The organism is Mogibacterium diversum, from assembly GCF_002998925.1.
In the GTDB taxonomy this organism is placed as follows: domain Bacteria; phylum Bacillota; class Clostridia; order Peptostreptococcales; family Anaerovoracaceae; genus Mogibacterium; species Mogibacterium diversum.
This window is the reverse complement of record NZ_CP027228.1, coordinates 1,193,514-1,220,018: the sequence shown is the minus strand read 5'-3', so window position 1 is coordinate 1,220,018 and position 26,505 is coordinate 1,193,514. Positions and strand designations below refer to the sequence as shown.

The following is a 26,505-nucleotide window of genomic DNA, read 5'->3' as shown; positions in this document are numbered from 1 at the left end:
TAAAGCATTGTTATAGCACGCTGTTTCGTGTAAAATCATTCTGTAGAGGTGTGAATGATGAAGAAAAAAAAGACTATGTTCTGGGGAGCGATATATGTGATTGTATTGATTACCGTTTTGGTAATCGTATATGTGCTGCCTTCGGTTGCAGGTCTTTTTGATAGATCTTATGTAGCTAAGTACGGAAACGTTGAAGTTAAAGACGAGACAGAAGGCTACATAGTGAGAAATGAGACTGTTTACACAGCTGGAAAAGCAGGGACTGTTAAGCGTACAGTTACTGAAGGTGAGCTGGTAAAGGGAAACTCTAAAGTTGTCAAGATTTCTGGAGAAGGAGCTAGTAGTTCTAGCGATAAGTATGATTCCCTTCTGAAGAAGATGAAGAAAGAAGATGCGGCTATAAGCACTGATAGTGGAAATACCGAACATCCAGGGTATATCACATATAAGCTGGACGGACTTGAATACCTGAACTCAGATAATATTTTTAACATGTCAGAGAGCGAATTTGAAAAGCTGGGAAAGTCAAAAATTGATGAGCTACCTGACGGAAAAGTAGCTAAGGGTGATCCTGTTTTCAAGGTAATCGAAAATGGTAGCTGGTGGTATATTTTTTATGCGGATTCAGAGACGTCCAAGCACTACGCTAAAGGACAAAATGTTAAGATTTCCATTGCTAATAAGAATATGAATGCTGTTGTCGTTGGTCTTCACAAAGGAAAAGGGAAGAGTACACGCATAATCCTTAGATGCAGACAGTATTTTGACGGTTTTACTACAGGTAGATTTGAGAAAGCTAATGTTACGGCAGCAAGTTCAGACGGCGTCGTGATTTTGACTAAGAGCATTGTCAAGAAAGATGGCAGAAAAGGTGTTATCACCAAGGATAAAATCGGCAGGCTGAGGTTCAAGGCAATCAGTGTCAAAGCTGATAATGGTGAAAAAGCTGCCGTATACGAAGATATCTTCATGGATAGCAAAGGCAATTATGTCAAGACGATTAGCACTTATGATGAAGTTGTTAAATCGCCGAGCAGACGTGATATAAAAAATGCAAAGGATGTTAGCAAATAATGAGTATTCGGGACAATTACTTAGAAATATTGAAACGTAAGGATGCGGCTGCAAAGCGCTCGGGGCGTAATCCGGAGGATGTAATGCTCATGGCTGTAACGAAGAAACATGAGCCAGATGAACTCAGGGAAGCAATCGATGCTGGAGCTACTGACTTTGGTGAGAATAAGGTTCAGGAATTACTGAGCAAATATGATGAGATCCATCCGGAGAGGTGGCATCTCATTGGTCATCTACAGACTAATAAGGTTAGACAGATAATAGACAAGGTGACCATGATTCATTCTGTTGACTCTCTGAAGCTTGCAAGAGAAATCAACAAGAGAGCAAGTGCAGCAGGAATTGTAATGGATGTTCTGATTGAGATTAATCTTGCTGAAGAGGAATCTAAAACAGGAATCTCCAAAGGAGAAGTCCAGGAGCTTATAGAGGCTATTGTGTCTGAATGCGAGTCTGTGCGAGTTCGCGGTATTATGTGCATTCCACCTAGGGCAGATGCCCCAGAGGATTCTCGTAAATACTTTAGGGAGACAAAAGGGATTTTTGAGGAAATCAAGGAACTAGATCTTCCGAAGGAAAGAGCAGATATCGACACACTGTCGATGGGAATGTCGGCAGACTTTGAAATCGCAATTGAGGAAGGCTCTACTATTGTAAGAGTAGGAAGTTCAATTTTTGGACAGCGCGATTACCGTTAATGTGGTAAAATAAGATGATATAGGTGAGAAAATCTCACGCAATTTTCATTGAACGATGAAAATTAAGCATATAATAGTATGGATATTAAATTGACGTAAATGGAGGAAAGAGTCATGGGTTTTAAGGATGCTCTTAAAGCGGCAATCGGAATGGAGTCAGAGGACGAAATCGAAGTTTCAGAAGATGAAATCGCTGAAGAAATGGACAAGATGAGAGGTGACGAGAAGCCAGTCGCTCCAATGAGCCAATCTCGTCCAGAGACCGGTATTCACAAGTCAGATGCGGCTTATGATAAGATTGAGCCACTAATCTCAAAGGGACCACAGAATAAAGCTTATTCGATGAATGGTTCTGGTCCTTTCAAGATGCTCGTAATCGAGCCTAAGAACTTCGACGAGTGTACCAAGCTCGTGGATAATCTTAAGTCGAGAAAGCCTGTGATTATTAACCTGGAACATGTTGAGACTGAGCTAGCTCGCAAGATGTTTGATTTCCTTAGTGGTGCAACATACGCACTCAATGGAAATGTTCAGAGAGTGACATCTAACATATTTATATTTGCACCTGCTAATGTTGATATAGCAGCTAAGGTTAATCGCGAGAGCGCTGAAGGCGGACAGCTTGGTGAGAAAAGCAGCCCTTGGAGGTAGTTGATGGATTTAGTTCTGATAAGGGCCATCACGTGGTTTTGCTCAATACTACAGATGATGCTTGTAGTGACGGCGGTATTAAGCTGGTTTGCAGGAACTAGTGAGTTCATGAGAGGCTTATATCAGATGGGAACCCAGCTTACAAGTCCGCTTGTCGATCCGATTAGAAAGATCTTATATAAGAATGGCCACGCGCAGATGGGACTAGACTGGGCACCGATGATTGCATTTTTGCTAATCAGAGTTTTCCAGGTGCTAGCTACAAGGCTGATAACGAATGTTTTTTAGGCGAAAGCCATAATCATATTTGATTAAGAGAGAAATAGAAGGGAAGGTACCGATACTATGATAATGCCAATAGATATCGATAAGAAAGATTTTACTCGTGACAAAAAAGGATATAACTCAAGAGAGGTTGACGAATTTCTAGATCTTATCATTGTCGACTACGAGAAGGTTCTTAACGACAATAGAAATATGGCTCATAAGATTAAGTTTCTCGAGAAACAGCTTGAGGAGTCGCAGAAGTCTGATACAGCAATGCTCGATACTCTAGAGACAGCTAAGAGACTTATGGCAGATATCTCTGCAAGTGCTGAGAGAAGAGCTGAGCTCATGATGAGAGATGCCGAGCTAGAGGCTGAGAGTATGCTTCTAGAAGCGAAGACTACTGTTAAGAAGCTCAACGACGAGCACCTCGTACTCAAGCAGAAGGTCGAGAGACTTAGAGGAAATTACAGAGCTATGCTTAAGCTAGAGATGGAGAAGCTTGACAACGACGAGTATGGTCTTCTTCCTGACCTAGATAGAAGCGACATTCCTGATATTGATAAGGAGCTCAAGACTCCATTTGGCGGAGACGAGGCTGCAGTTACTCAGGATACTCTCGTTATCAAGAAGAAAGAGGAGAAGGCTGAGGAGAAGACTGAAAAGGCTACAGTTTCAGATCTCAGTGAGAGCCTCAAGAACCTCGCTAAAGAGCAGGGTTCAATTGACGACACTATTATCCTTAAGTAGAATAGAGAAGATTCATGATGCTGGTAATTATAGCGAGTGGGCTGCTGATTATAGATCAGATTACTAAATTCGCTGTGAGAAGCCGCATGGAGATTGGAGAAACGCTCCCCGTTTTCCGTGGCGTATTAGACTTTACATACGTCCAGAATCGGGGAGCTGCTTTTAGCTTATTCCAGAACTCGCAGCTTATCACAGTAATTTTGCCTGTAATAACAATGATAGCAGGGGTGCTATTCTTATTGCACCTGCGAAAGAAAAAAGAGAAGCTCGCAGAGCTTGGTGTGCTTCTGATAATGTCTGGAGGTATTGGGAATCTCATTGATAGAACTGTCATGGGTTTTGTGACGGATATGATTTCAGTGGGAAGCTTCCCTGTGTTTAATGTTGCTGATATCTGCGTGACGGTTGGATGTGCAGTTTTGATACTGTGGGTAATAATTGGAGACAGAAAAGATGCTTAAGCCAAGACAGGACACACCAGATAATATGCTGCGTGCTAGAGAAGATAAGCTAGAAAAATTTATAGATAAAGAGGATAAAGCCGAAGCTTTTACTCAAGCTGAGATGGATTATACCGAAGATGGTGATATCGAAAGCGATGACGATATTGGTGAAGGTTTCGGAGCGCAAGCTGGTGAAATTCCAGAGGTGCGAACTGCAGAGGTCAAGACTCTTACCCCGTCAGAAGCCGACAAGGGTAAGAGACTTGATGCCTATATAGGCGAAGCGACCGACCTCTCGAGGAGCTACGCTCAGAACCTCATCGAGGACGGTCTGGTCAGCGTCTCTGGAAGGAAAGTTGCCAAGAAGTACAAAATCAAGGCGGGCGAAACCATCATGATATCCATTCCAGAGGCGAAGCCTATAGACGCTGCCCCTGAAGATATTCCAATAGATATAATTTATGAAGATGAGGATGTAATAGTGGTTGAAAAGCCACGCGGCATGGTTGTGCATCCGGCTATCGGAAATCCCAGTGGCACGCTCGTCAATGCTATAATGTATCACTGTGGAGATTCGCTCTCGTCCATTAATGGAGCAATAAGACCAGGAATCGTCCACAGAATCGATAAGGATACGAGCGGGCTTCTTATGATAGCCAAGAATGACAGTGCCCATGAGTCGCTTGCCGCGCAGCTCAAGGAGCATTCAGTTACTAGAGAATACATAGCGTTAGTATTTGATAATATCAAGAAGGATAAGCTGACCATAGATGCACCAATCGGTCGTGATGATATCAATAGACTCAGAAAGGCTGTCAATGGAATAGGCTCAAGAGATGCGGTCACGCATATTAGAGTACTGAAGCGTTACGGTAAATACACTCTTGTAGCTGCACGGCTTGAGACAGGGCGCACACACCAGATTAGAGTTCATATGGCTTCTATCAAGCACCCGCTTGTTGGGGATCCACTATATGGACCAAAGAAACAGCCATTTGGACTGAATGGGCAGCTTCTTCACGCTAGACTGCTTGGGTTCATACACCCTAGGACTGGAGAGTATATGGAGTTTTCTAGTGAGATACCTGAGTATTTTCAAGAAGTGCTTGATAAACTAGATGATACGGAGAACAAATGAGCAATAACGAGAAAATCAAGATAAAGCCAGGAACCCTGCTTTATCCGTTACCAGCTGTTATGGTGACTGCTGGTAATGTAGAGAAGAATAATATCATCACGATTGCTTGGACTGGAATTATCAATTCTGACCCTGCGATTCTGTACATTTCTGTAAGAAAATCAAGGTACAGTTATGCGATGATTTCAGAAAATGGAGAGTTTGTAATAAACCTTACCACTGAGAAGCTCGCAAGAGCAACTGATTTTGCTGGGGTGAGATCTGGACGTAATATCGACAAGGCAGGCGAACTCGGTCTTACCTTGATCCCTGGAGTGACCAATGATACTCCGATGATCGCAGAATCACCAATCAACCTTGAGTGCAAGGTTCTAGAAGTTAGAGAGTACCCCACTCACGACATGTTCATAGCTGAAGTCGTGGACGCGCATATAAGTGCTGAATTTGTGGATGAGAACGGTAGCTATGACTTCGGACGCATGAATCTTATCGCTTTCAACCATGGCGGCTACTATGGACTTGATGATCAGGATATGGGGAGATTCGGCTTTTCTGTCATGAAGGAGAAGACTAAGCGCCGCAAGGAGAAGGAAGCAAGGGGCATTAGAAGGCAACAATCAAGGAGTCGTAGGGGTTCTAGTAAGAAACATAATAATGCTATCAAAGCTACTAGTGATATAAATAAAAGAAAAACTATAAGTGATTAAGCATGGCAGCTTAATCACTTTATAGCTATTGCTAAAAAGAACACCTTATGATATGATGACATCGAAGAATAGTTAGATGCATCTAACTAAAAGGGTTTAAATATAAAGGGGGTTCAAAATGTTAGAAAGAGATTTTAATAATTACATTGCTAATCTAGGTGTTATGATATTTAAACTTCATAACATTCATTGGAATGTGGAAGGGTCGCAGTTTGTAGCAGTACATGAGTTCACTGAAAGCCTCTATGATGAGATATTTGAATACTACGATGCCGTTGCTGAGCATCTAAAAATTTACTCGGCATCTCCAGATGTAAAGATGTCTGATTACCTTAAAAATGCATCGATTAAGGAAATTGATGCCAAGAAATTTGAAATAAAAGAATCTCTCGGAATCGTAAAGGAAGACCTTGAAGAACTCCGTAAGCAAGCAACAGGGCTTAGGAATGCTTGTGACAATGAAGGCTGGTTCTCTGGGGTAACTATGTTCGAAGATCAGGTGAATTATTACAATAAGCAGATTTGGTTTATAAGAGCACTCCTAGGTTAAAAATCTCATGAAAGGAATTCCGCCATTCAATTAATCTTTCCAAATGCCGCGATAATTAGCGGCATTTTTTCATGCTTTTAAAACCCGAAGAGAAAGAGATAAATCCAAGAAAGTATTTAATTCAAAATCTCAGTCCAGTGAAAAATATGAAATAACACCAATTAAAGCTTAAAGATATTTAAAAAAGATTTTATTATTCTATTTTTTTGATAAAATAGAAAAGTAGTTTTTTAACAGTAATTATAGGAGGCGACTATGTTAATTATTGGAGTATTTATAGGTCTGTGGGTAGTGCTATTTGCTGCATTTATGGCTTTTTACAGCAAGAAAAAGAAGAACAATGCAAGTTTTGTAAGCGAAAATAGCAATAAGGCTATAGTTCATCTGCACTGCAAGAAGATTAGAATCAATGGACAGGATATTTCCACTTATAATCCTATAACAGGAGAGTATCTTGAAAAAGTGGTTGCACTTGAGCCAGGAAGGTACACAATCTCCGGTATATATCAGACTACAGATAATAGATTAAACAAAACTATAAATGTTAAGTCAGATGATGTTGAGTTTGAACTTGATTTAGAGGGAGGCTGCACTTATTCGGCAGCTATGTATATGTATTCTCCTGAAGAGAGGGAGCAGTACTATAACGGCGATACAGATGAAGCTGTAGCAAGTGTTCCTCTAAGCATTGTTGAAGGAAGCGACTTCATAAAGGCATATGTTATCTGCTACAAAGAAAAATAATAAACAAAAGGGAGCTATCACTGTGATGAAGTGCTTAGCTCCTTTTCGGTTTTTGGTTTGTAATGCATTATCAGGATGATAATGCATTTTTTATTTTCTGTATTGAAAAAATTTAGATATGAAAAGCTAGTCCTTGGCACTACCAGGCAGCTTCGGCGTGACATAAACCGTAGAATTATGCGTGAAAATCACCATTCCTGGCTTTGCGCCGCTTGGCTTCTTGACATACTTTACTAGCGTGTAGTCGACCGGTACGTTATCGCTATCCTTACCCTTGCTGTGATAGGCAGCTATGGAAGCAGCCTCGTATATGGTCTCGGCTGTAATATCCTGAATTGACTCACCTGACTCAGTTACGAGAATTACGTGCGAACCAGGAATTTCTTTGGTATGAAACCATATATCGGTACGACTAGCGGTTTTGGTGGTCAGCTGGTCGTTTTCCTTGTTGTTTCTACCGACGAATGCATGGTGTCCATCAGACAGTCTATATTCGAGTGGTGCCTGCTTTTGTTTATTTCGTTTATGCCCCGGCTTACTTCGATACCTGATGTAACCAGTCTCTACTAATTCTTCTTTAATCTGATCAAGCTCGCCTTCAGTGCTCGCTGCCTCAAGGCTCTGCATTACGCTATCAAGATATGTTATGTCAGCCTCGACCTCTTCAAGCTGAACCGCCTTCTCCTTGATGGCTGTTCTAGCCTTCGAATACTTCTTGAAGTATTGCTGTGCATTCTTAGCTCCAGAAAGTTTCTCTGAAAGCGGAATAGTTATATTAGAACCATCGTAGTAATTTACAACCTCTACAGAGCGGGCGCCAGCCTGAATCAGATGGATGTTAGCTGTCAGGAGCTCGCCGTACAGTCGATACTTATCCGAATTCTCGGCCTTCAGCAGGTCCTCGGATAGTCTTTTTTTCTTGAGTAATGCCTTGTCCAGCGCCGATTTCACAATCTTGTGTAAAGGTACTGATTTCTGCTTGATTATATTAGTGCTTGCGCGGTGTTGATAGTAAAATTCAATGCAGCTACTTAGGCTGTCAAATGTCTTTTGCCTAAGCCCGCAATATTCCGACAAATCCGTTATGTGAAATTCGCGAGGTGTATCATCCTCGTCAAAATAGATAGTAGGTGTAAATAAACCAGTCTCCGCAGATTCAACAATCTCAGCTAGACGAGCTGCAGGCTCTTTAGAAGAAAGGAGCTCTCTAGCGATGGCTGGAGAAATTCCCGATATGCGGTTCATGATTAGCTTTTCACTAAGAAACACACCTTCGCTGTTGACAAAGTCTTTTGTTGATGCTGATTTAAATGGCGTCTTGTCTTGCTTAGGCGGATACACGTATATAACGCCTGGAAGCAGCTGCCTATATCTATTTACATCTATGGAAATCCTCTTGATAGAATCTATGATTTTGCCGGATTCGATATCGATGAGAATTATGTTGCTGTGCTTGCCCATAATCTCAACTATGAGTCTCTTGGATGTGGTGAAACCGAGCTCTGTCTGAGCTTCGATGTCTATCTCTATGATTCGTTCAGAATCTTGCTGCCTAATCGCTGTTATGCGCCCACCTTGAATGTGCTTTCGCATTAACATGCAAAAGTTAGGAGGCTGCATCGGGTTGCTATACTTGTCCTCAGTGAGGCATATGCGCGCCGACTGGCTGCCGCAAGATGCGAGGAGCTTTACATTGCCTTCTCTTGTATGAATCTGTATTAATAAATCTTCGCCAGTTGGCTGGTATATTTTCTCAATCTTACCGAGCGTGATGGTGCTCGATAGCTCGGTGGCTATCGCAGATGTGATGATGCCGTCAAATGCCAATTCGTATTCCTTTCTGGCATCAGAATAATCAGCCCTGATGCCGACACGATGCTAAATAGCATATCACGGAGGTTCGCATTTTTCAAGCTACGTAGACTTTGAGTGCAGAGAAGTTGATGCTGTTTTCATATTAAAGATAGGGCAGTGGTTAAATGTTTTTTAACACAATCCCTGATCTTGTGACATGAGCAACTGAATTGCTATTGTTTACTTTAAAGTGCGTAAAGGATATAATAAATTGGTTAAACACAAGGAGGTGGACACATGGTAAGAAGCATGACAGGCTACGGTAGAGGCATATATAGTGATAACCAGAGAAGTATAACTGTAGAGGTTAAAGCTGTAAATCACAGATACTGTGATATAACCGTAAAGATGCCTAGAAAATACTCTTTTGCAGAAGAGAAAATAAAAGCGGCAGCAAAGGAAGTAATGAGGCGTGGGAAAATTGAAATCGGTGTGTCCATAGATAATTTTGGCAAGAGTGAAACAGATGTAAACCTCAATCTAGAAGTGGCAAAGCGCTATTACGATGCGCTCACTGAACTGAGTCAGAGCTTTGAACTTTCTGGTGATGGACAGGTGCCACTAAGCCTTCTCGCTGGGATGACAGACGTGCTGACCACCGTACCTGCTGCAGATGATGAAGAGGAATTTACAAGAGAGTTGATGGCGGCTCTCAAGGAAGCTCTTGAAGGCATTAGCGCGATGAGAACGGTTGAGGGAGAAAAATTGGCTCTAGATATACTCAAAAGAGCTGATATCATTGAAAATACCAAGAATCTTATAGCAGAGCGAGCGCCTAAGATTGAAAGGGAATATAAGGAGAAGCTAAAAGCGAGAATTACCGAGCTTCTAGACGGAAGTGTGGAGGTTCCAGAGGACAGACTTGCGCTCGAGGCGGCTATTTTCGCAGATAAGGCGAATATAACAGAAGAAATCGTGAGGCTCGGCAGTCACATAGACCAGCTCAGGACTTTCATAAATGGCGATGAAGAGACTGTGGGCAAGAAGATTGACTTCCTCGTTCAGGAGATGAATAGAGAGGCTAATACTATAGGATCCAAGTCAAATGATATGGATATCACATCATGGATGCTAGAGCTCAAAGCTGAGATAGAGAAAATCCGCGAGCAGGTTCAGAATATCGAATAAAGGGAACGACCTCGGAAAAGATATTATGGCATCTAGAGCGATAAGTGTTTTTATGGTATAATATTAGCCAAATATTCAGTACAGGAGACAATGATGGGAAAGTCGAGTCACAATGACGGCAGACTCTTTGTTATATCGGGACCGTCGGGTGCAGGCAAGGGCACTATTTGTAAGAAATTGCTTGAGTCGGTGGATATTTCGATTTCAACTTCGATGACAACTAGGGCGCCAAGGCCAGGTGAAATAGACGGTAAAGACTATTACTTCGTTACAGTAGATGAGTTCGAAGAGAAAATTGCTAATGGCGGGATGCTCGAGTATGCGAGGGTGTTTGATAATATTTATGGAACGCCTAAGGACATGGTCATTAAACAGCTCGAAAGAGGCAGAGACGTCATACTAGAGATTGATGTTCAAGGTGGACTGCAGATAAAGAAGAAGATGCCGGAGCAAGCTGTGCTTGTGTTCGTTTTACCACCAGACCTCACAACGCTTCGCCAGCGGATTATAGATCGAGGCACCGAAACTGAAGAAGTAATCGATAAGAGATTTAACGAGGCAATTAATGAGATAAAATTGATTGGTGAGTATGACTACTATGTGGTCAACGATGAGCTTGACGATGCAGTGTATGATCTCAAGGCTATAATTATGGCAGAGAGAAGACGTGTACCGAACAAGATAATGCCAATCGTTAGAGAATACGAGAAGGAAATCTAGGAGGAAATTCATCATGATGTTATATCCAGCAATTAACGAGCTCAACAAGCTAACAGATAGCAGATACACACTGGTTGTGCTGACAGCAAAGAGAGCTAGAGATATCATTGACGGCAAGCCGGTTCTTACAGATGTTGAAGCAGAGAGACCTGTGAGCCTTGCGACTAACGAGATTGCAGAAGGGCTCATCACTTACAAGAGAAGCGATGAACACGATGAAGAGGCACCAACATTTGAAAACTTTGAACTAGACATTAACTGTGAGGCTGCTGTGGCTTCCGAGGCAGCGCAGGAAGAGACGAGCGATGAGGTTCAGAGTGACGCTGAAGCAGAGGAACCAGCTGTGGATGAGACAGGTTTGGATGCGTAAGCTTGTGGATGTAATATGGTAACTGAAATGGAAGTCGCTTAGATTTCCATTTTTTATATATAGAATGTATCAGGCGGTACGATGGAGAATTACATTACAAATATTCCATTTAAATTGGCAAGCAGGGAGAATCACCCTGAGAATACCATAATAAGAGTCGGGGACGTCAATATCGGAGAGGGGTTGACGCTTATCGCGGGACCTTGTGCAGTTGAATCGGAGACTGCGCTTTTTGAGCTTGCACAGAAAGTCAAAGCATCTGGGGCGAGCATTCTTCGAGGAGGCGCATTTAAGCCTAGAACCTCACCGTATGATTTTCAGGGTATTGGTAAAGAGGGCATAGAGATTCTAGTCAAGGTAAAGGAACTCACTGGTATGCCTGTTGTTAGCGAGATTGTGGATGCCACGGATATAGAACTGTTCAGAGACATAGATATCCTGCAGATTGGATCGCGTAATATGCAGAATTTTAGTCTGCTTAAAGCAGTTGGACGCACAGATAAGGCGGTTCTTCTGAAGCGAGGATATGCTTCGACCTATGAAGACTTTCTTCTTGCGGCAGAGTATATACTTGCAGAGGGCAACAGCAAGGTTATCCTCTGCGAGCGTGGAATAAGAAGCTTTGAGAACTATACGAGAAATACACTGGATATAAACGCTATCCCTGCACTTCATGAACTGACGCATCTCCCAGTGATTGCGGACCCGAGCCACTCGACCGGGAGATCCTCGCTCGTCAGGCCGGCCTCTCTAGCAGCTGTAGCAGCAGGTGCTGATGGACTGATAATAGAGGTTCATCAGGAGCCACAGAATGCGTTATCAGATGGTGCACAGGCAGTTACACCAGAACAGTTTGATGAGATAGCAAGCACAGCAAAGAATATCAGAGAGATTGCTTATGAGAAATAGTGTAGAAGCAGACCTTATGAAGCTACTTGCCGCGCTCGGTGAGAAGCAGGCGAGTGGTCAAGGCGTATTCATAGAAGAGAAGAAATATGGGCTGATTGGAGGCAGTGTAAGCCACAGCTTGTCAAAGAAGCTACATGGATTAATAGGCGGCTACGAATATAAACTAATTGAACTGCGAGATAGTTCAAGGCTAGGAGAAGTCCTGCATATGGCGGGCTTTTACGGTTTCAATATAACTAATCCGTATAAGGAAATCGCGATTGAACATCTTGATGAGCTATCTGAAGAGGCCCTGGCTATACAGGCTGTAAATACAGTAAAGGTGATGCCAGATGGAAAACTCAAGGGCTTTAATACTGATTATCTTGGCCTGATGAAGCTGTTTAAAACAGAGGCTGTAACAGGGAAAAAGGTTGCGATACTGGGAACTGGTGGAGCATCTTTATCTGCTGTATATGCTATGAAAAAGTTAGGCGCTGATGAAATTATAAGAGTTTCTAGAAGCCGAGATAAAGCAGATAGTTTAGTACAGGTAGAGAAGATTGATAACTCGCAAAAGCTAAGTAAAATATATAATTATGAAGATAGCGATTGGCGAGATGCTGAGATTATAATCAATGCTACACCGGTTGGTATGTTCCCAGATAATGGCAAGTCTCCGCTAGATACTTATGATATAAACTGGGAATGCCTAAAGCAAACTGAGATGGCAGTTGATCTCATATACAATCCTCATAGAACTAAGTTTATGCAGGATGCAGAATTAGCAGGGGTAAAAACTATTGGCGGGCTCGGAATGCTCATATGGCAGGGCATATATGCAAGAGACATCTGGGAAGGCAGAGATATGGAGCCGGATTATTCGCTCGCAGCATCTGTCATGGAGAGGCTTCTTAGAGAACAGCTTAATCTGGTGACAGTTGGAATGCCCGGAAGTGGTAAGTCATCTATATCAAGACAAGTTGCGCTTGCTATGAAACGTAAATTTATTGATATAGATAGAGCGGTTGCGCATGAGGAAGGGTGTGCGATAAATCAGATAATTGAGAAATCTGGAGTCGAAGCATTTAGAAACCTAGAGAGCAAGAAGCTTCGGGAAGTGTGCGCTAGAAATCACCAGGTGATTGCGACTGGCGGAGGATCTATCTTAAAGGAAACCAATCGAGAAATAATTCGCGAGAACAGCCTCGTTATATACATTGATAGGCCGACAAAACTTCTTGCTACTAAGAACAGACCGCTAAGCCAGGGGAAAGGTGTCTACAACCTGTACAGGGAAAGGGCGAATTTATACCATGGGATTGCGGATATAAAGGTTAACAACAAGTATAGATTTGGACGCGAAAAGCGCATGGCAGATGAACATGTAGCCTTTAACAAAAAGCGAGAAGTGGATTCGAAGCAATCACAATATATGCGAGATATAAGAAGGTTTGCTAGAAGTGTAGCTAAAAGATATAAGCTGCATATAAGGCATATAGTTGAAAGAGATATATATGGAATTGGCAGATAACAGGCAATTCGGTAATTAAGGGTTATATGACAAAATTATTGGCACTAGCGAACAACACGTTTTGTCCTATAACCCTAAAAAACGACCCTCAGCTCATGCTGAAGGTCGTTTTATATTATTCATTTAATTTACCGAAACGGATGTCTAAAATTCATTTAAAATATGTAGCTTAGAATAGCTTTAATCCGAAGAATGTATTAAGCTGACCGATTAGTATGAAGAATGTGAATACAGGTGCAACCCACTTGAGGCAGAATCTGTAGAACTTCTCAGACTTAAACTCAGAGCCGATATGTACTTCTTCAGGAAGCATATCTGGGTGAATCCAGCCAAATATGATAGTAGTTATGAATGCACCTATTGGCATCAGCACACCTTCTGCAAGGAGGTCGAAACCATCTAACCAGCTGAATTTTCCGAACATAGGAGGAAGATACTTTCCAAGACCATCGTATGCAACGAGTAATCCCATGCAGAGGCAAACTAGTCCGAAGCCCCAAGCGAGCTTCTTACGCTGATTTCCATAGCCCTTCTTGAGACCGTAGTCGATGAACGAACCGATGATCGCTTCGAGTACTGACATAGACGATGTGATAGCTGCGATTACTACGAGTCCATAGAACAGAACACCGAATATAGGACCAAGCTTACCCATGCCATTAAATACTGTCTGCAGAGTCATATACAGAAGACCTGCACCACCCTGAGGGCTCTGTCCGCTTGCGAACACTGCAGGCATGATAGCGAGACCAGCCATAAGTGCGATTACTGTGTCGGCAAAAGGTATAACCAAGCTGCTCTTCTCTATGTTCTGATCCTTCTTCATGTATGATCCGTATGTTACAAGGATACCCATACCTAGTGATAGCGAGAAGAATACCTGACCGCCTGCTGCGGCAAGAACTGTTATCCAGCCTGTACCCTTAAACACTTCGAAGTTAGGCTTAAACAGGAATGAGAGACCTGCAGAAGCACCAGGAAGTGTCACACTTCTGATGATGATAACAAGTAGCATTACGAAAAGTGCGGGCATAGCTACTTTGTTGAACTTTTCAATTCCTTCAGATAGACCACGTGCAACAACTATTATTGTTAAAACAAGGAAAATAGCTGTATAAATTGCTGACTGGGTCTGGTCTGCTGATAGTCTTGCAAAGTACTCAGGACCAGATACACCGTTTACACCCCAGCTTGCGCCGAATAAATCTCCGAGATTCGCTATGGTGTACTTTAGACAATATCCACCTAGATATGAATAGAATCCGAGTATGAAGAATGGAGCGAGTGCACCGAACCATCCTACGATCGTGTACTTCTTGCTCACCTCTCTATAAGCGAGGATGATGGAGCTGTGTGTCTTTCTTCCAAGAGAAAGCTCAGTCATAATGAGTACATATCCTGCGAATACCGCTAGCAATAAATAAAGTATCAAGAAGGCGAAGCCTCCGTTCATTCCCAGCTTATACGGGAATCCCCACATGTTTCCTAGTCCTACGGCAGAACCGATTGCGGCTAGCATAAAGCCCATCGAGCTACCCCAAGACTCTCTTTTTACTTCCTTTTTAGGCATTTTTGTTCCTCCAATTAAATTTCTCTTTTTCGAATGTTGGTATTATACAAGAAAATTTGATACGTTGTCAACATAAACAAAAAAGAAACTCAAATTATTGATAAAAATACAAATTTATTTTTTATTACGTATAAAAAAATTATCATCAATAAAAATTATGTAACTGTATAAAATAATGTTTTGATTTTCCCGTTGACATGAATTATAAGAGGTGCTAATATTACATCATCACATTACTACTTCACTGTGCTAAATTACAAAAGCGAGTGATTTGTAAGGCTTCACAATTAACTAAGAGAGTTTATCTTACTACATATTATATATAGAGGAAAAATGGCGGAGATTAAACCTTATGCGAACAAGTAGTGACATATATATGGTAAACAATTTAGTGATTCATTTAAAATCAGAGATGTAATGGAGAGAAACTATGAAAAGTAAAATAATGAAAAAGAACATGATCAAATGCGCAGCCCTTGTGTTAACTATTATGACAGCAATAGGGCTTGCGGGATGTGGCAAGAATTCTAAATCTGACCTTGAGTATGTCAAGGATAAAGGGACTCTTGTTGTTGGTCTTGATGATACATTTGCGCCTATGGGATTTAGAGATAAGGATGACAAGCTTGTCGGATTTGATATTGACCTGGCTAGGGCTGTCACTAAGAAGATGGGTGTTAAGGTTAAGTTCCAGCCTATCGATTGGTCTGCTAAGGAAGGTGAACTTAAGGCTAAGAACATTGACTGCGTATGGAACGGCATGTCGGCAACTCCTGATAGACAGAAAAGCATGTCTTTATCAAATAAATACCTTAAGAATCGAATACTAATCATGTCGCTCGATCCAAATGTGAAGGTTAATAGTGCCGATGATCTTAAGAATATTAAAATCGGCACACAGGCTGATTCGTCCGCACTAGAGGCGATCAAGAAGAGTGACAAATACAAAGAATTTAAGAACAATATTTCTGAATATAAGACTTATGACGAAGCTATTCTAGATATGAAGGCTGGCCGCATTAAGGCAGTTGCAATCGACGAGGTTTATGCGATTTATAACAATAAGAACAAGGATAAGCTATATGAGTCGCCGTTTAACTTCGGTGCTGACTACTATGCTGTAGGTTTCCGAAAGGGAGATACAAAACTCACTAAAGAATTTAATAAGGCGTTTAAAGAAGTTATTGACAGCGGTGAAGCTCAGAAAATTAGTGAGAAGTGGTTCGGCAAAAACTTGGTTGTATTTGAGGGATACGATAAATAGGAATATTGTTAGTATTTGGAGTTTGAATAGCCAATGCCTAGCTGGCATTGGCTATAGATATTGAAGGAGATTATGATGGCTTACGTAAAGGAGATTTTGCCTGTATTGATGAGTGGAGCGATGATATCGCTTAAGCTATTTGCACTTACATTGATTTTGTCACTACCGCTTGGACTACCTATATGCCTCGGAGAACAAAGTAAGATTGCACCAGTAAGGTGGATCTGCAAGACCTTCGTATTCATATTTAGAGGAACACCGCTTATGCTCCAATTGTTCTTCTTTTATTTCTTCTTTCCTATCCAGCTCGGGATTCGTATGGATGCGTTTCCGACAGCTGTGCTGACGTTCGCGATAAACTATGCCGCGTATTTTGCAGAGATTTACAGAGGCGGATTTAACAGCATAGATAAAGGACAGTATGAGGCTGCATATTCTCTAGGGTTCACACAGAGACAGACTCTGACTAAGGTAGTGATACCGCAAATGTTCCGCATAGTAATTCCACCGATTTCAAATGAGGTAATCACGCTTATAAAGGATACCGCCCTCGCTTCAACGATCACGTTAGCTGAGATGATGAAGGTGTCTCAAGGAATTGTTAACCGTGATGGCACACTCATCCCATATGTAATGGCAGCGGGCATATATCTATTATTTACATTTGTCATGACTATTGGACTAGGAAGGGCGGAAGCAAAGTATTCACAGTACTAAACAGGTATTTGTTTTTTTAATCAGCACGATAATTAAATTAAAAGTTATTGTTTGCATTCAAATGAGTACAAAGCAATTAAGTTGTGCTACAATATAAATAATTAAGAAAATAATTATTTATTTTTACAGAAAGAGATTCGGAGTATGAAATTAAGCAGAAATTCACAGGCGATGGAGTTTTCGCCCATTAGGAAATTTAACCCTATTGCAACTGAAGTTCAAGAGTCCGGTGTTAAGATATATCATTTAAACATCGGGCAGCCTGATATAAAGACTCCTAGATGTTTTATGGATGCTGTTCGTGCATTTGATGAAGATGTGCTTATGTATGAGCAGTCTCAGGGAGACATCAAGTTTCTAGAATCAATCTGTGACTATTATAAGAGAGAGTACGGTGTTGGATATAAGCCTACGGATATCGTTGTTACCATGGGCGCTTCAGAGGCTCTCACTATGACATTTACCACTATTATAGATCCTGGTGATGAAATACTTATTGCTGAACCGTTCTACAGTAATTATCAGACCTTTGCACTTGTTAGAGGTGGAGATATAAGACCGATTCCAACAAGCTCAAAGGAGGGATATCGATACGCAGCCAAAGATAAGCTAGAGGCTGCTCTCACAGATAAAACTAAGGCTATAGTCTGTATCAATCCAGGAAACCCAACAGGACTTGCACTTACGGCTGAAGAGATGGACGTAATAGCAGATTTTGTTATAGAAAACGACCTATGGCTGATTGCAGATGAGGCATATAGAGAATATGTGTATGATGGGATGAAGCCACGAAGCTTTGCTAACATAGATAGGCTTAAAGAAAATTTAATCGTTATCGACTCTGTTTCGAAGAGATTTTCTGCATGTGGAGCGAGAATCGGATTTGTAGCGTCGAAGAATGAAGAATTCATGACAGGAATAATCAAGCTTGCACAATCAAGACTTTGTGTATCTACACTAGAGCAGATCGGATCGACTGAACTATTTAAGCTTCCTAGTTCATATTATGAAGAGATGAAAGAAGAATATTGCAAGAGAAGAGATGCCGCTTATGAGGAGATTATGCAAATTCCTGATGTAATCTGCCATAAGCCAGGTGGAGCATTCTATATGATGGTTGATCTTCCGATAGATGATGCTGAAGATTTTCTTATGTTCCTGCTTACTGAGTATAGGGATAATAATGAAACGGTTATGTTTGCACCTGCCGCTGGTTTCTACTCAACACCTGGCAAAGGTAGGAGCGAGATTCGCATTGCTTACGTTCTAGAGAGTGGCTATATTAAGAGAGCTTGTCAATTGATTCGAACTGGCCTCGAGGCTTATAAGGCTAAGATGTCCAAATAACTTAGTTTATAAATGATATATGATAGACTTACATATATACTATTCAGCCGAGACCGCTTCCGTGAGGGAGCGGTTTTTTATTGCTTTTTATATGATTAATAATTATATAAACTCGATTAAGAGTGTATAATAAAACGATATATTTAAATAAAAAATGATTTAAGACTTAGAAAATATAGGAAGACTCATAGAAGTAGGTAGATGGCGAAGGGTAACAGTAAACGGAAAAACATAAATGGTAATGATATAGAGCTCTTGGTTCCAGCTGGAGGTACAGAGCAATTTCTGGCTGCGGTAGAGAATGGGGCAGATGCGATATATGTTGGCGGTCAGCTCTTTAATGCGCGTGCTGGTGCTCAGAATTTCAACGACGATGAATTAGTGCTAGCACTAGATTATGCTCATAAGCGAGGTGTAAAGGTTTACGTTACTATGAATACCTTGTTAAGTGATGATGAGCTTGAACCAGCGCTTAGATACGCTTCATTTCTGCATGATTCTGGAGTCGATGCTATTATCGTTCAGGACCTTGGGCTCGGGGAACTGGTGCATAGAGCGCTTCCAGACCTTGAACTGCATATGTCTACACAAGCGACTATTACTGATGTGGGGAGCGCAAAGGTAGCTCACGAGCTCGGTTATAAGCGAATTGTGGTAGCTCGTGAGCTGGCCCTGCCAGAAATCGCTGACATATGCAGGGCCGGATCAGATGGCGCATCAGACTTTGAAGTTGAAGTATTCGTACACGGCGCCATCTGCATATGCTACTCCGGCCAGTGCCAGTACAGCAGATACTACGGCGGCCGGAGTGGCAATCGGGGAAGCTGCGCGCAGCCCTGCCGCCTCGCTTATACGAGTTATGGCGAGGGCGGCAGGCGGCTCGCGGCGGCGAGCCACCCGATGAGCCCGCGCGACATGTGTCTGCTCGATCAACTAGGCGGGCTCATCGATGCTGGCGCAGCTTCCTTCAAGATTGAGGGTAGGCTGAAATCAGCTGAGTACGTAGCGGTCGTTACTTCTATATATCGCAAATACATAGATATGTACCTAGAAGAAGGATATATAGAAGTTTCAGATGAAGACCGAGATGCGCTGCTGCAGATATTTAATAGAGGCGAATTTACAGATGCCTATCTGAAGGGTGAAAGTGGAGACTCTCTCATGTCTGGAGACATAGTTAAGAACCAAGGTTTAGAGATAGGCAGAGTCGTTGCCACCAAGAAGGGTTCTACACTAGTGGATATAGAGGCTACTAGTGAACCATCAATCGGAGATGGAGCTGAGATATATGGTAGAGGCGATGCTCCGCTATCTAGTACAGTGCTGAGCTATGTGAAGGAACTGGGACCTAATAGATATAGAGTTGGAGATTTTAGAGGCAGTATAACAGTTGGTGATACAGTGCGAAGGACCTCTAAGAAGTCTCAGCTTGAAGCTGCGCGGCAGTCATATAGAGGGGCGACCTTCTTTGAAGATGAGGATGCTAGAAAGGTGAAACGCCGCCGCAAGATCGATATGGTACTGCAGATAGAGGGCAATACACTGGTACTCAAAGCACGCACAGTAAGGCTTGCTGATGGTGACAGATGGCCGAGCTGCATAGAGAAGAGTGTAAGCGTTGAGACTGGTCCTTTTGATTTCGATTACGAGAGCCCAACACCTCTTGAAAGATATGAATCAGCGCTCACCAAGACGGGCAATACGCCATTTGAACTTAGAGAGCTTAGGATAATAGGTGATTCTCAGATAAGGGTAAAGACTTCAGAGTTAAATTCGCTTCGCAGATACTGTCTATCTGAACTCAGTAAGGTACTGGAGTTTAGAAGAGATAGCCGTGATATAGGAGGGGTTTTTTCTGAACTTCATGATTTAATAGAAAAATCTCGTGAATCAAATGAAGACCAACATAGAGAGAAGTGTAAAGAATCAATGCCTTTTGAACTCTATTTCAGCAGCATGGAAGATTGGCGCACCTTCGAGGCGGATGGTGGAGCTACGAGTCTTAGGTCGATAAATGGCGATGTTACGGGATTATCCTATAAGGTGCTACTACCGATGGCAGGGATAGTGACTGAACTGAATATAGATGGTGATTCTTTGCCACCAGAAATAGTCCCTTATATAGGAAGCGTGACAAAGGGGCGCGAGGAACAGATTTTGCAGGAGAACTATGAACTGGTTGCAAAGCTTGCGCTTATGCGAGGGATATTCGTGTCAAATCTCAATTGGCTTCATAAAATGGTAGAAATAGGAGCTGATGTTACCGCTGATTTTGGGCTGAATGCTTATAATCATATGAGCGTACAAGTGCTTAAGGCACTTGGGGCAAGTGATGTCCGCTGGAGCCTAGAGAAGGCTAGCATTTCGGAAGGGAACTATCCTCTGATGCAGACCGAACATAGATTCCCTGCTGCTAGGCTAAAGAGTAGGCGCGAACATGATGTTAGAATTCTTAATAATGAGTTCAGTAGTCAGTCGGTCGTGCTACCTCATGGAGATGATAGCGATATAGGAGAACGAGTGATTAACTGCTTGCATGAAGGTCATTTTAGGCTATATGTTTAGAACAATATCATAGTATCACTTCGTGCACTTAATTTTATAATTCGTTTGAAGGATACTGGGCACAAGCATATAATAACAGTTTGGAGAATAGAGATGGATACTGGAATTAAAGGTTTTAAGGAAATTATCGTGACAAAAGAGCTTACAGCGATGAGCATGGGGAGTGGAGATTTAGACGTGTATGCGACGCCCTCGATGATCGCGCTCATGGAAGGAACTGCTTCCGAATCTGTAAAGTCAGAACTAGATGAAGGGCAGGGCTCTGTAGGAACGAGTATATCAGTCAAACATTTAGCGGCGACACCTATCGGAATGCGCGTGAGATGTGAATCTGAGCTAGTCGAGGTGGATGGTAGACGATTGGTGTTTAATATCACCGCATATGATGAAAAGGATAAAATCGGCGAAGGAACTCACGAGAGGTTTATAATAACGAACGAAAAGTTCCAAAGCAAGGCTGATAGCAAGTTAAGGGAATAGATATATTGATAAAGTGTGACTGCAGGCAGAGAGTTTGCCGGTGGGTAGGAATATATGAATGAACAGACCAATAGAAATAGAATAATAATCAAAACGAGCATAATCGGTATAGTAGCTAATGCGATTTTGGCAGGATTCAAGGCGGTTATAGGGACTGCCACGAACTCCATAGCTATCGTCATGGATGCTTTAAATAATCTGAGTGATGCATTATCCTCTATTATTACGATTGTGGGAACTAGGCTTGCTGGTAAGGCTCCAGATAGGCACCACCCGCTGGGGCATGGAAGATATGAAGACCTTACAGCTATGGTGATTGCGGTAATCGTCTTGTATGCCGGTATTACAGCTTTTCAAGAGTCGGTGAAGAATATTTTAAGCCCAGAGACACCGTCATATTCGAATGTCTCGCTGATAATAGTCGGAGCGGCTGTTGCTGTAAAGCTACTGCTCGGAAGATATGTAAAATCCGTTGGAACCAAGATTAATTCGGAATCACTTATCGCATCGGGAAGTGATGCATTATTTGATTCTATTATCTCGATTTCAACGCTGGTAGCTGCAGGTATATACATTGTGTCTGGTGTAAGTCTCGAGGCGTATCTAGGTGCGCTTATCGCTGTATTTATCATTAAAGCCGGAATAGATATGCTTCGCGAGAACATAAGCAAGATTCTAGGCGAGAGAGCCGATAGCAGGCTTACAAAAGAGATCAAAGATACAATCCTAGAGATAGATGGGATAAGCGGAGCTTATGATTTACTACTGCACAGCTACGGACCTAATACCGTAATCGGAGAGGTGCACATTGAGGTGCCAGATACATTTACTGCTGCTACGATTGATGACATGACGAGGCAGATTCAGGAAAAGGTATATAATAAATACGGCATTGCCATTGCTACAGTCGGGGTATATTCGATGAATACGACTGATGATAAGGCGCTCAGAATCAAGAGCGATATCACGAGGCTTGTGATGTCGGAGGAGTTTGTGCTGCAGATGCACGGTTTTTATCTTGATGAAGAGAAGATGCTGATGCTATTCGATATAATTGTGGACTTCGACGCCCCAGACAGGATGCAGGTTCGCGATAATATACTAAACAAGATTAAGTCTAAATACCCAGAATACGAAGTGAAAATCACACTTGATCTGGATATAAGTGATTGATCAAAGTGCAAGGGGGGTAAGGAATGGAAGTTATTGCTATTATAGTATTCGTTGTTGTAATCGGACTTATAATCAGCGAAAAGGTGAACAGCGCTGCAGCCGCACTAGCAGGCGCTATGGCTCTGGTTGTCACCGGTGTCATGAGTGCACATAGGGCGCTCTCGTACATAGATTTCAATACTATCGGTCTGCTAGTGGGCATGATGGTGCTCGTTGCCATAATAAGGCAGTCAGGGTTGTTCGAATATGTCGCAATTAAGGCGGCCAAGATGGTTCATGGAGATCCGTGGAAGATAATGATCGCATTTATACTGCTTACTGCGGTACTTTCTGGAATACTCGATAACGTAACGACGGTGCTGCTCGTCGGACCAATGACCATCGCTATTGCCAAGATGCTAGAGATTAATCCGGTGCCATTTTTAATGACACAGATCCTCGCTTCTAATGTCGGCGGTACGGCAACACTCATTGGTGACCCTCCAAATATTATGATCGGTAGTGCAGCAAATCTATCATTCGTAGACTTCCTAAAAAACACGGGATTAGCAGTTGCGCTCGTAATCGTATTCATGATTGTGATGATGCGTTTCGTTTACAAAAAGGAAATTGAAGTCGAAGGACTCGATACCTCTAAAATTATGAACCTTGATCCAGATAAATCGATTACTGATAAACCGCTGCTTATCAAGGGGGTAGTTGTTATCGTACTGGTAATCCTAGGCTTTATATTCCATGATCAGATTGGTATGGAGACATCCGTTATCGCGCTTACAGCCGCTGCAGTTATGCTGATTATAGGTGGTGTAAATGTGGATAATGCTATTCAGGATGTAGAGTGGACAACGATTGCATTCTTCATGGCTCTGTTCGTAGTCGTTGGTGGGCTTACAGAAACCGGAGTTATCAAGCAGGTAGCTGCTGTCATAATAGAGAGGACTGCAGGTCATCCGGTTATGATGATGTTAATACTGCTTTGGGCGTCAGCGCTGCTGTCGTCATTCTTAAACAATATACCGTTTATAGCGACATTGATTCCGTTGGTTCTAGCGCTTAAGGCAGATGGTATGGATGCAGAACCTCTATGGTGGGCTATCTCACTAGGCGCTTGCCTTGGTGGAAATGGAACGATGATAGGAGCTTCGGCAAATGTCGTTCTATCGGACATAAGTACTAAGCATGGATATCCTATTACATTTAAGAGCTATCTGCGCGTTGGAATGCCATTTATGCTGGGATCGGTGCTTATCTCGATGGTATTTCTGCTAGTTAAATATGCAATTTAGCGTTGATTGGGGGTAAAATATGATAAATACACTTACTGCTGATAAAGTCGCAAGCGACATGATCGATATGATGATGAAACAGCTTGGAGCGACAAGCATCAAGAATATGCCGGCCCATATCAATGTATATGAGTTTGATATAAATGGCGAACTGACTATAAAATACATGCTTGATTTGAGGCGTGACCATGCTATGTATCTGCGCAGGGTAACACCTTATCCGATGCTTCTCGGAGTTTTCTATGGGGAAACCGATGTAGTAGATTTTATAAAGCGTGATATAGCTAAATTTAGAAACGCTAGCAAAACTGACAAGTTCAACAAGTTCTTGGAGCTTGCAGATGGGCTCACTCAATTCAACAGAGAGATAGAACAGCTATTCCTAAATAGAAAGGTTCCAACTGCAGCGTTCGAAGAATTTTCAGAAGAGATGGAGCATATTAGAGCTACTATAGAACAAATAGCTCGTGACTGCCCAATGCTCTATGATGACGAAAGATTGATAGAAGACGGTATAAGAAAGTAATTAAACACGTGACAGTGAGCTGATTGTGTGGAAGAAGTTCCTCGCATGAAGAGAAAGTCGAGGTTAAAATGCCTGAATTCAAAGTTCATTCTGAATTTGAGATGATGGGTGATCAGCCCCAGGCTGTTGAGAAAATCGCTGAAAGCATAGAGTCTGGAAATCGTTTCCAGACTCTGCTTGGCGTTACTGGATCTGGCAAGACTTATACGATGGCAAAGATTATCGAGAAGGTGCAGAAACCGACACTGATAATTTCGCACAATAAGACCTTGGCAGCACAGCTCCACGGTGAGATGAAGGAGTTTTTTCCTGATAATGCCGTAGAATACTTCGTATCATACTATGACTTCTACCAACCAGAGGCGTATGTTGCTTCAACTGATACGTATATTGAAAAAGATTCCGATATAAACGACGAAATAGACAAGCTCAGACACTCTGCGACAGCGGCAGTCCTCGAGCGTAGAGATGTTATCATCGTTGCCAGCGTTTCCTGCATCTACGGTCTCGGTAGTCCTGATTCATATAGAAATCAGCTCCTATCCTTGAGACCGGGAATGGAAATGGACAGGACGATGATGATGCGCAAGCTCATCGATATGCAGTATGAACGAAATGATATCGACTTTCACCGTGGTACCTTCCGCGTGCGTGGTGACATCATCGATATATATCCTGCTGGCGGTGAAGAGGCTGTACGCGTTGAGATGTTTGGCGACGAGATAGAGGAAATTAAGGAGATGAACGCTCTGACTGGTGAAATCACTGGTGTTCGCAGCCACATTTCTATCTTCCCAGCATCCCACTACGTCACCAGCAAGGAAGATATGGAGCTCGCCGTAGGCACTATAAAGGAAGAACTCGATGAACGAGTAAAGTGGTTTAAGGAGAATGGCAAACTGCTCGAAGCTGAACGAATCTCTCAGCGTACAAACTACGATATGGAGATGATGATGGAAGTCGGAACCTGCAAGGGAGTCGAGAACTACTCGAGGCATCTGAACTTTCTGAAGCCTGGAGAAAGACCTTATGTTCTTCTCGATTATTTCCCAGATGATTTTCTGACTATCATCGATGAGTCTCACGTAATGCTGCCACAGCTTCGTGCGATGTATAATGGTGACAGGGCTAGAAAGAGTTCGCTTGTTGACTTCGGCTTTAGACTTCCTTCGGCACTAGATAACAGACCGCTCAAGTTTGAGGAGTTCAACGAGGTTACGAACGACCTACTATTTGTAAGTGCGACGCCAGGCAAGTACGAGCTAGAAAATTCACACGGTGTAACGGCAGAGCAGGTTATCAGACCGACTGGATTACTCGACCCGATAATAGAGGTTAGACCGATTGAGGGTCAGATTGATGATATAATCAGCGAGATATATAAAACTGTGGATAAGGGAGAGCGAGTGCTCATCACGACGCTCACCAAGAGGATGGCAGAAGACCTGACGGGATTTCTCAGAAATGAAGGAATCAAAGTCAGATATCTGCATTCTGAAATAGATAATTTTGAGAGACTGGAGATAATTAGGGATCTCCGCCTCGGTAAATTCGACGTGCTCGTCGGCATTAACCTGCTTCGAGAAGGCCTCGACCTACCGGAAGTATCGCTTGTTGCCATCCTTGATGCTGACAAAGAGGGATTTCTTCGTACAGAGACCTCGCTTGTTCAGACTGTAGGCAGAGCTGCACGTAACCAGAACGGCAGGGTTATCATGTATGCAGATCGCATCAGCAAGGCGATGAAGTACACAATTGATGAAACTGCAAGAAGGCGTGAAATACAGGAACGATATAATGAAGAACACGGTATTACGCCACGGACCATCATAAAGCCTATACGCGATGTAATCGAGGCTACGAAGGCGTACACTGGAGACACAGAGCTCAAAAATCCAAAGGAGATGACGACAAAGGAGCTACAGCGTACGATTAAGAATCTCGAGAAGGAGATGAAACAGGCTGCCAAGGATCTTCAGTTCGAGCGAGCAGCAGAGCTCAGGGACCTACTGTTTGACCTACGGAGCAGCAAGAGAGCATAGACATTTTGAAAGGGTATTT

The 26,505-nt window shown here is 42.4% G+C and carries 26 protein-coding genes; 24 read left to right on the top strand and 2 right to left on the bottom strand.

Annotated elements, in window-relative coordinates:
• Positions 1 to 54: 54 nt before the first annotated feature.
• The 10 genes from C5Q96_RS05700 (at position 55) to C5Q96_RS05655 (ending at position 7,022) form a co-directional block, all read left to right on the top strand.
• A complete protein-coding gene (locus C5Q96_RS05700; protein WP_106057440.1) occupies positions 55 to 1,074 on the top strand; it encodes an HlyD family efflux transporter periplasmic adaptor subunit in 1,020 nt (339 codons plus the stop codon).
• Positions 1,074 to 1,772, top strand: coding sequence for a YggS family pyridoxal phosphate-dependent enzyme (locus C5Q96_RS05695; protein ID WP_106057439.1), 699 nt, complete (start codon positions 1,074 to 1,076; stop codon positions 1,770 to 1,772). Before C5Q96_RS05700 ends, C5Q96_RS05695 begins: the two co-directional genes overlap by 1 nt.
• Before the next feature lie 114 nt (positions 1,773 to 1,886).
• On the top strand, positions 1,887 to 2,423 hold the full coding sequence (locus C5Q96_RS05690; protein ID WP_158696702.1) for a cell division protein SepF: 537 nt from the start codon (positions 1,887 to 1,889) through the stop codon (positions 2,421 to 2,423).
• A gap of 3 nt (positions 2,424 to 2,426) precedes the next feature.
• On the top strand, positions 2,427 to 2,711 hold the full coding sequence (locus tag C5Q96_RS05685) for a YggT family protein (RefSeq protein ID WP_106057437.1): 285 nt from the start codon (positions 2,427 to 2,429) through the stop codon (positions 2,709 to 2,711).
• A 57-nt stretch (positions 2,712 to 2,768) separates the two neighbouring features.
• The gene (locus C5Q96_RS05680) at positions 2,769 to 3,440 is read left to right on the top strand and encodes a DivIVA domain-containing protein (RefSeq protein ID WP_106057436.1); all 672 of its coding nucleotides are present in this window, start codon (positions 2,769 to 2,771) and stop codon (positions 3,438 to 3,440) included.
• Positions 3,441 to 3,454: 14 nt separating this feature from the next.
• On the top strand, positions 3,455 to 3,901 hold the full coding sequence (gene lspA, locus C5Q96_RS05675; protein ID WP_106057435.1) for a signal peptidase II: 447 nt from the start codon (positions 3,455 to 3,457) through the stop codon (positions 3,899 to 3,901).
• Positions 3,894 to 5,021, top strand: a complete 1,128-nt coding sequence (locus C5Q96_RS05670) for an RluA family pseudouridine synthase (RefSeq protein ID WP_245905551.1) — start codon at positions 3,894 to 3,896, stop codon at positions 5,019 to 5,021. Before lspA ends, C5Q96_RS05670 begins: the two co-directional genes overlap by 8 nt.
• A complete protein-coding gene (locus C5Q96_RS05665; RefSeq protein ID WP_106057434.1) occupies positions 5,018 to 5,728 on the top strand; it encodes a flavin reductase family protein in 711 nt (236 codons plus the stop codon). The genes C5Q96_RS05670 and C5Q96_RS05665 overlap by 4 nt, the downstream gene beginning before the upstream one ends.
• A 118-nt stretch (positions 5,729 to 5,846) precedes the next feature.
• Entirely contained in the window at positions 5,847 to 6,278 is a 432-nt protein-coding gene (locus C5Q96_RS05660; protein WP_106057433.1) for a Dps family protein, read from the top strand.
• Between the two features lie 255 nt (positions 6,279 to 6,533).
• Positions 6,534 to 7,022, top strand: coding sequence for a hypothetical protein (locus C5Q96_RS05655; RefSeq protein ID WP_106057432.1), 489 nt, complete (start codon positions 6,534 to 6,536; stop codon positions 7,020 to 7,022).
• Between the two features lie 126 nt (positions 7,023 to 7,148).
• On the opposite strand, the gene C5Q96_RS05650 is transcribed toward C5Q96_RS05655, so the two are convergent.
• Complete coding sequence (locus C5Q96_RS05650; RefSeq protein WP_106057431.1) at positions 7,149 to 8,849, bottom strand: Rqc2 family fibronectin-binding protein; 1,701 nt, start codon at positions 8,847 to 8,849, stop codon at positions 7,149 to 7,151.
• A gap of 264 nt (positions 8,850 to 9,113) precedes the next feature.
• Here C5Q96_RS05650 and C5Q96_RS05645 point away from each other — a divergent pair, with 264 nt between their 5' ends.
• The 5 genes from C5Q96_RS05645 (at position 9,114) to C5Q96_RS05625 (ending at position 13,516) form a co-directional block, all read left to right on the top strand.
• Positions 9,114 to 10,004, top strand: a complete 891-nt coding sequence (locus C5Q96_RS05645) for a YicC/YloC family endoribonuclease (RefSeq protein WP_106057430.1) — start codon at positions 9,114 to 9,116, stop codon at positions 10,002 to 10,004.
• Positions 10,005 to 10,097: 93 nt separating this feature from the next.
• Positions 10,098 to 10,724, top strand: a complete 627-nt coding sequence (gene gmk / locus C5Q96_RS05640; protein ID WP_106057429.1) for a guanylate kinase — start codon at positions 10,098 to 10,100, stop codon at positions 10,722 to 10,724.
• A 13-nt stretch (positions 10,725 to 10,737) separates the two neighbouring features.
• Positions 10,738 to 11,094 (top strand): DNA-directed RNA polymerase subunit omega, encoded by a 357-nt coding sequence (gene rpoZ, locus C5Q96_RS05635; RefSeq protein ID WP_106057428.1) that lies wholly within the window; start codon positions 10,738 to 10,740, stop codon positions 11,092 to 11,094.
• 81 nt (positions 11,095 to 11,175) lie between these two features.
• On the top strand, positions 11,176 to 12,003 hold the full coding sequence (gene aroF, locus C5Q96_RS05630) for a 3-deoxy-7-phosphoheptulonate synthase (RefSeq protein ID WP_106057427.1): 828 nt from the start codon (positions 11,176 to 11,178) through the stop codon (positions 12,001 to 12,003).
• Complete coding sequence (locus tag C5Q96_RS05625) at positions 11,993 to 13,516, top strand: shikimate kinase (protein ID WP_106057426.1); 1,524 nt, start codon at positions 11,993 to 11,995, stop codon at positions 13,514 to 13,516. The genes aroF and C5Q96_RS05625 overlap by 11 nt, the downstream gene beginning before the upstream one ends.
• 169 nt (positions 13,517 to 13,685) lie before the next feature.
• On the opposite strand, the gene C5Q96_RS05620 is transcribed toward C5Q96_RS05625, so the two are convergent.
• Positions 13,686 to 15,086 carry a sodium-dependent transporter gene (locus C5Q96_RS05620; RefSeq protein WP_106057425.1) on the bottom strand — a complete coding sequence of 467 codons (1,401 nt, stop codon included), beginning with the start codon at positions 15,084 to 15,086 and terminating at the stop codon, positions 13,686 to 13,688.
• A gap of 430 nt (positions 15,087 to 15,516) precedes the next feature.
• On the opposite strand from C5Q96_RS05620, the gene C5Q96_RS05615 reads away from it, so the two are divergent.
• From C5Q96_RS05615 to uvrB, 9 genes are all read left to right on the top strand, one after another.
• Positions 15,517 to 16,350, top strand: coding sequence for an amino acid ABC transporter substrate-binding protein (locus C5Q96_RS05615; protein ID WP_106057424.1), 834 nt, complete (start codon positions 15,517 to 15,519; stop codon positions 16,348 to 16,350).
• A 75-nt stretch (positions 16,351 to 16,425) separates the two neighbouring features.
• On the top strand, positions 16,426 to 17,067 hold the full coding sequence (locus tag C5Q96_RS05610) for an amino acid ABC transporter permease (RefSeq protein WP_106057423.1): 642 nt from the start codon (positions 16,426 to 16,428) through the stop codon (positions 17,065 to 17,067).
• A gap of 144 nt (positions 17,068 to 17,211) precedes the next feature.
• Complete coding sequence (locus C5Q96_RS05605) at positions 17,212 to 18,414, top strand: pyridoxal phosphate-dependent aminotransferase (RefSeq protein ID WP_106057422.1); 1,203 nt, start codon at positions 17,212 to 17,214, stop codon at positions 18,412 to 18,414.
• Between the two features lie 201 nt (positions 18,415 to 18,615).
• On the top strand, positions 18,616 to 20,979 hold the full coding sequence (locus tag C5Q96_RS05600) for a peptidase U32 family protein (RefSeq protein WP_106057421.1): 2,364 nt from the start codon (positions 18,616 to 18,618) through the stop codon (positions 20,977 to 20,979).
• 93 nt (positions 20,980 to 21,072) lie between these two features.
• The gene (locus C5Q96_RS05595) at positions 21,073 to 21,459 is read left to right on the top strand and encodes a thioesterase family protein (protein ID WP_106057420.1); all 387 of its coding nucleotides are present in this window, start codon (positions 21,073 to 21,075) and stop codon (positions 21,457 to 21,459) included.
• A 54-nt stretch (positions 21,460 to 21,513) separates the two neighbouring features.
• A complete protein-coding gene (locus C5Q96_RS05590; protein ID WP_106057419.1) occupies positions 21,514 to 22,632 on the top strand; it encodes a cation diffusion facilitator family transporter in 1,119 nt (372 codons plus the stop codon).
• A 23-nt stretch (positions 22,633 to 22,655) separates the two neighbouring features.
• A complete protein-coding gene (locus C5Q96_RS05585; RefSeq protein ID WP_106057418.1) occupies positions 22,656 to 23,918 on the top strand; it encodes an ArsB/NhaD family transporter in 1,263 nt (420 codons plus the stop codon).
• 19 nt (positions 23,919 to 23,937) lie between these two features.
• On the top strand, positions 23,938 to 24,444 hold the full coding sequence (locus C5Q96_RS05580; protein WP_106057417.1) for a hypothetical protein: 507 nt from the start codon (positions 23,938 to 23,940) through the stop codon (positions 24,442 to 24,444).
• Positions 24,445 to 24,512: 68 nt separating this feature from the next.
• Positions 24,513 to 26,486 (top strand): excinuclease ABC subunit UvrB, encoded by a 1,974-nt coding sequence (uvrB, locus tag C5Q96_RS05575; RefSeq protein ID WP_106057416.1) that lies wholly within the window; start codon positions 24,513 to 24,515, stop codon positions 26,484 to 26,486.
• Positions 26,487 to 26,505: the final 19 nt, after the last annotated feature.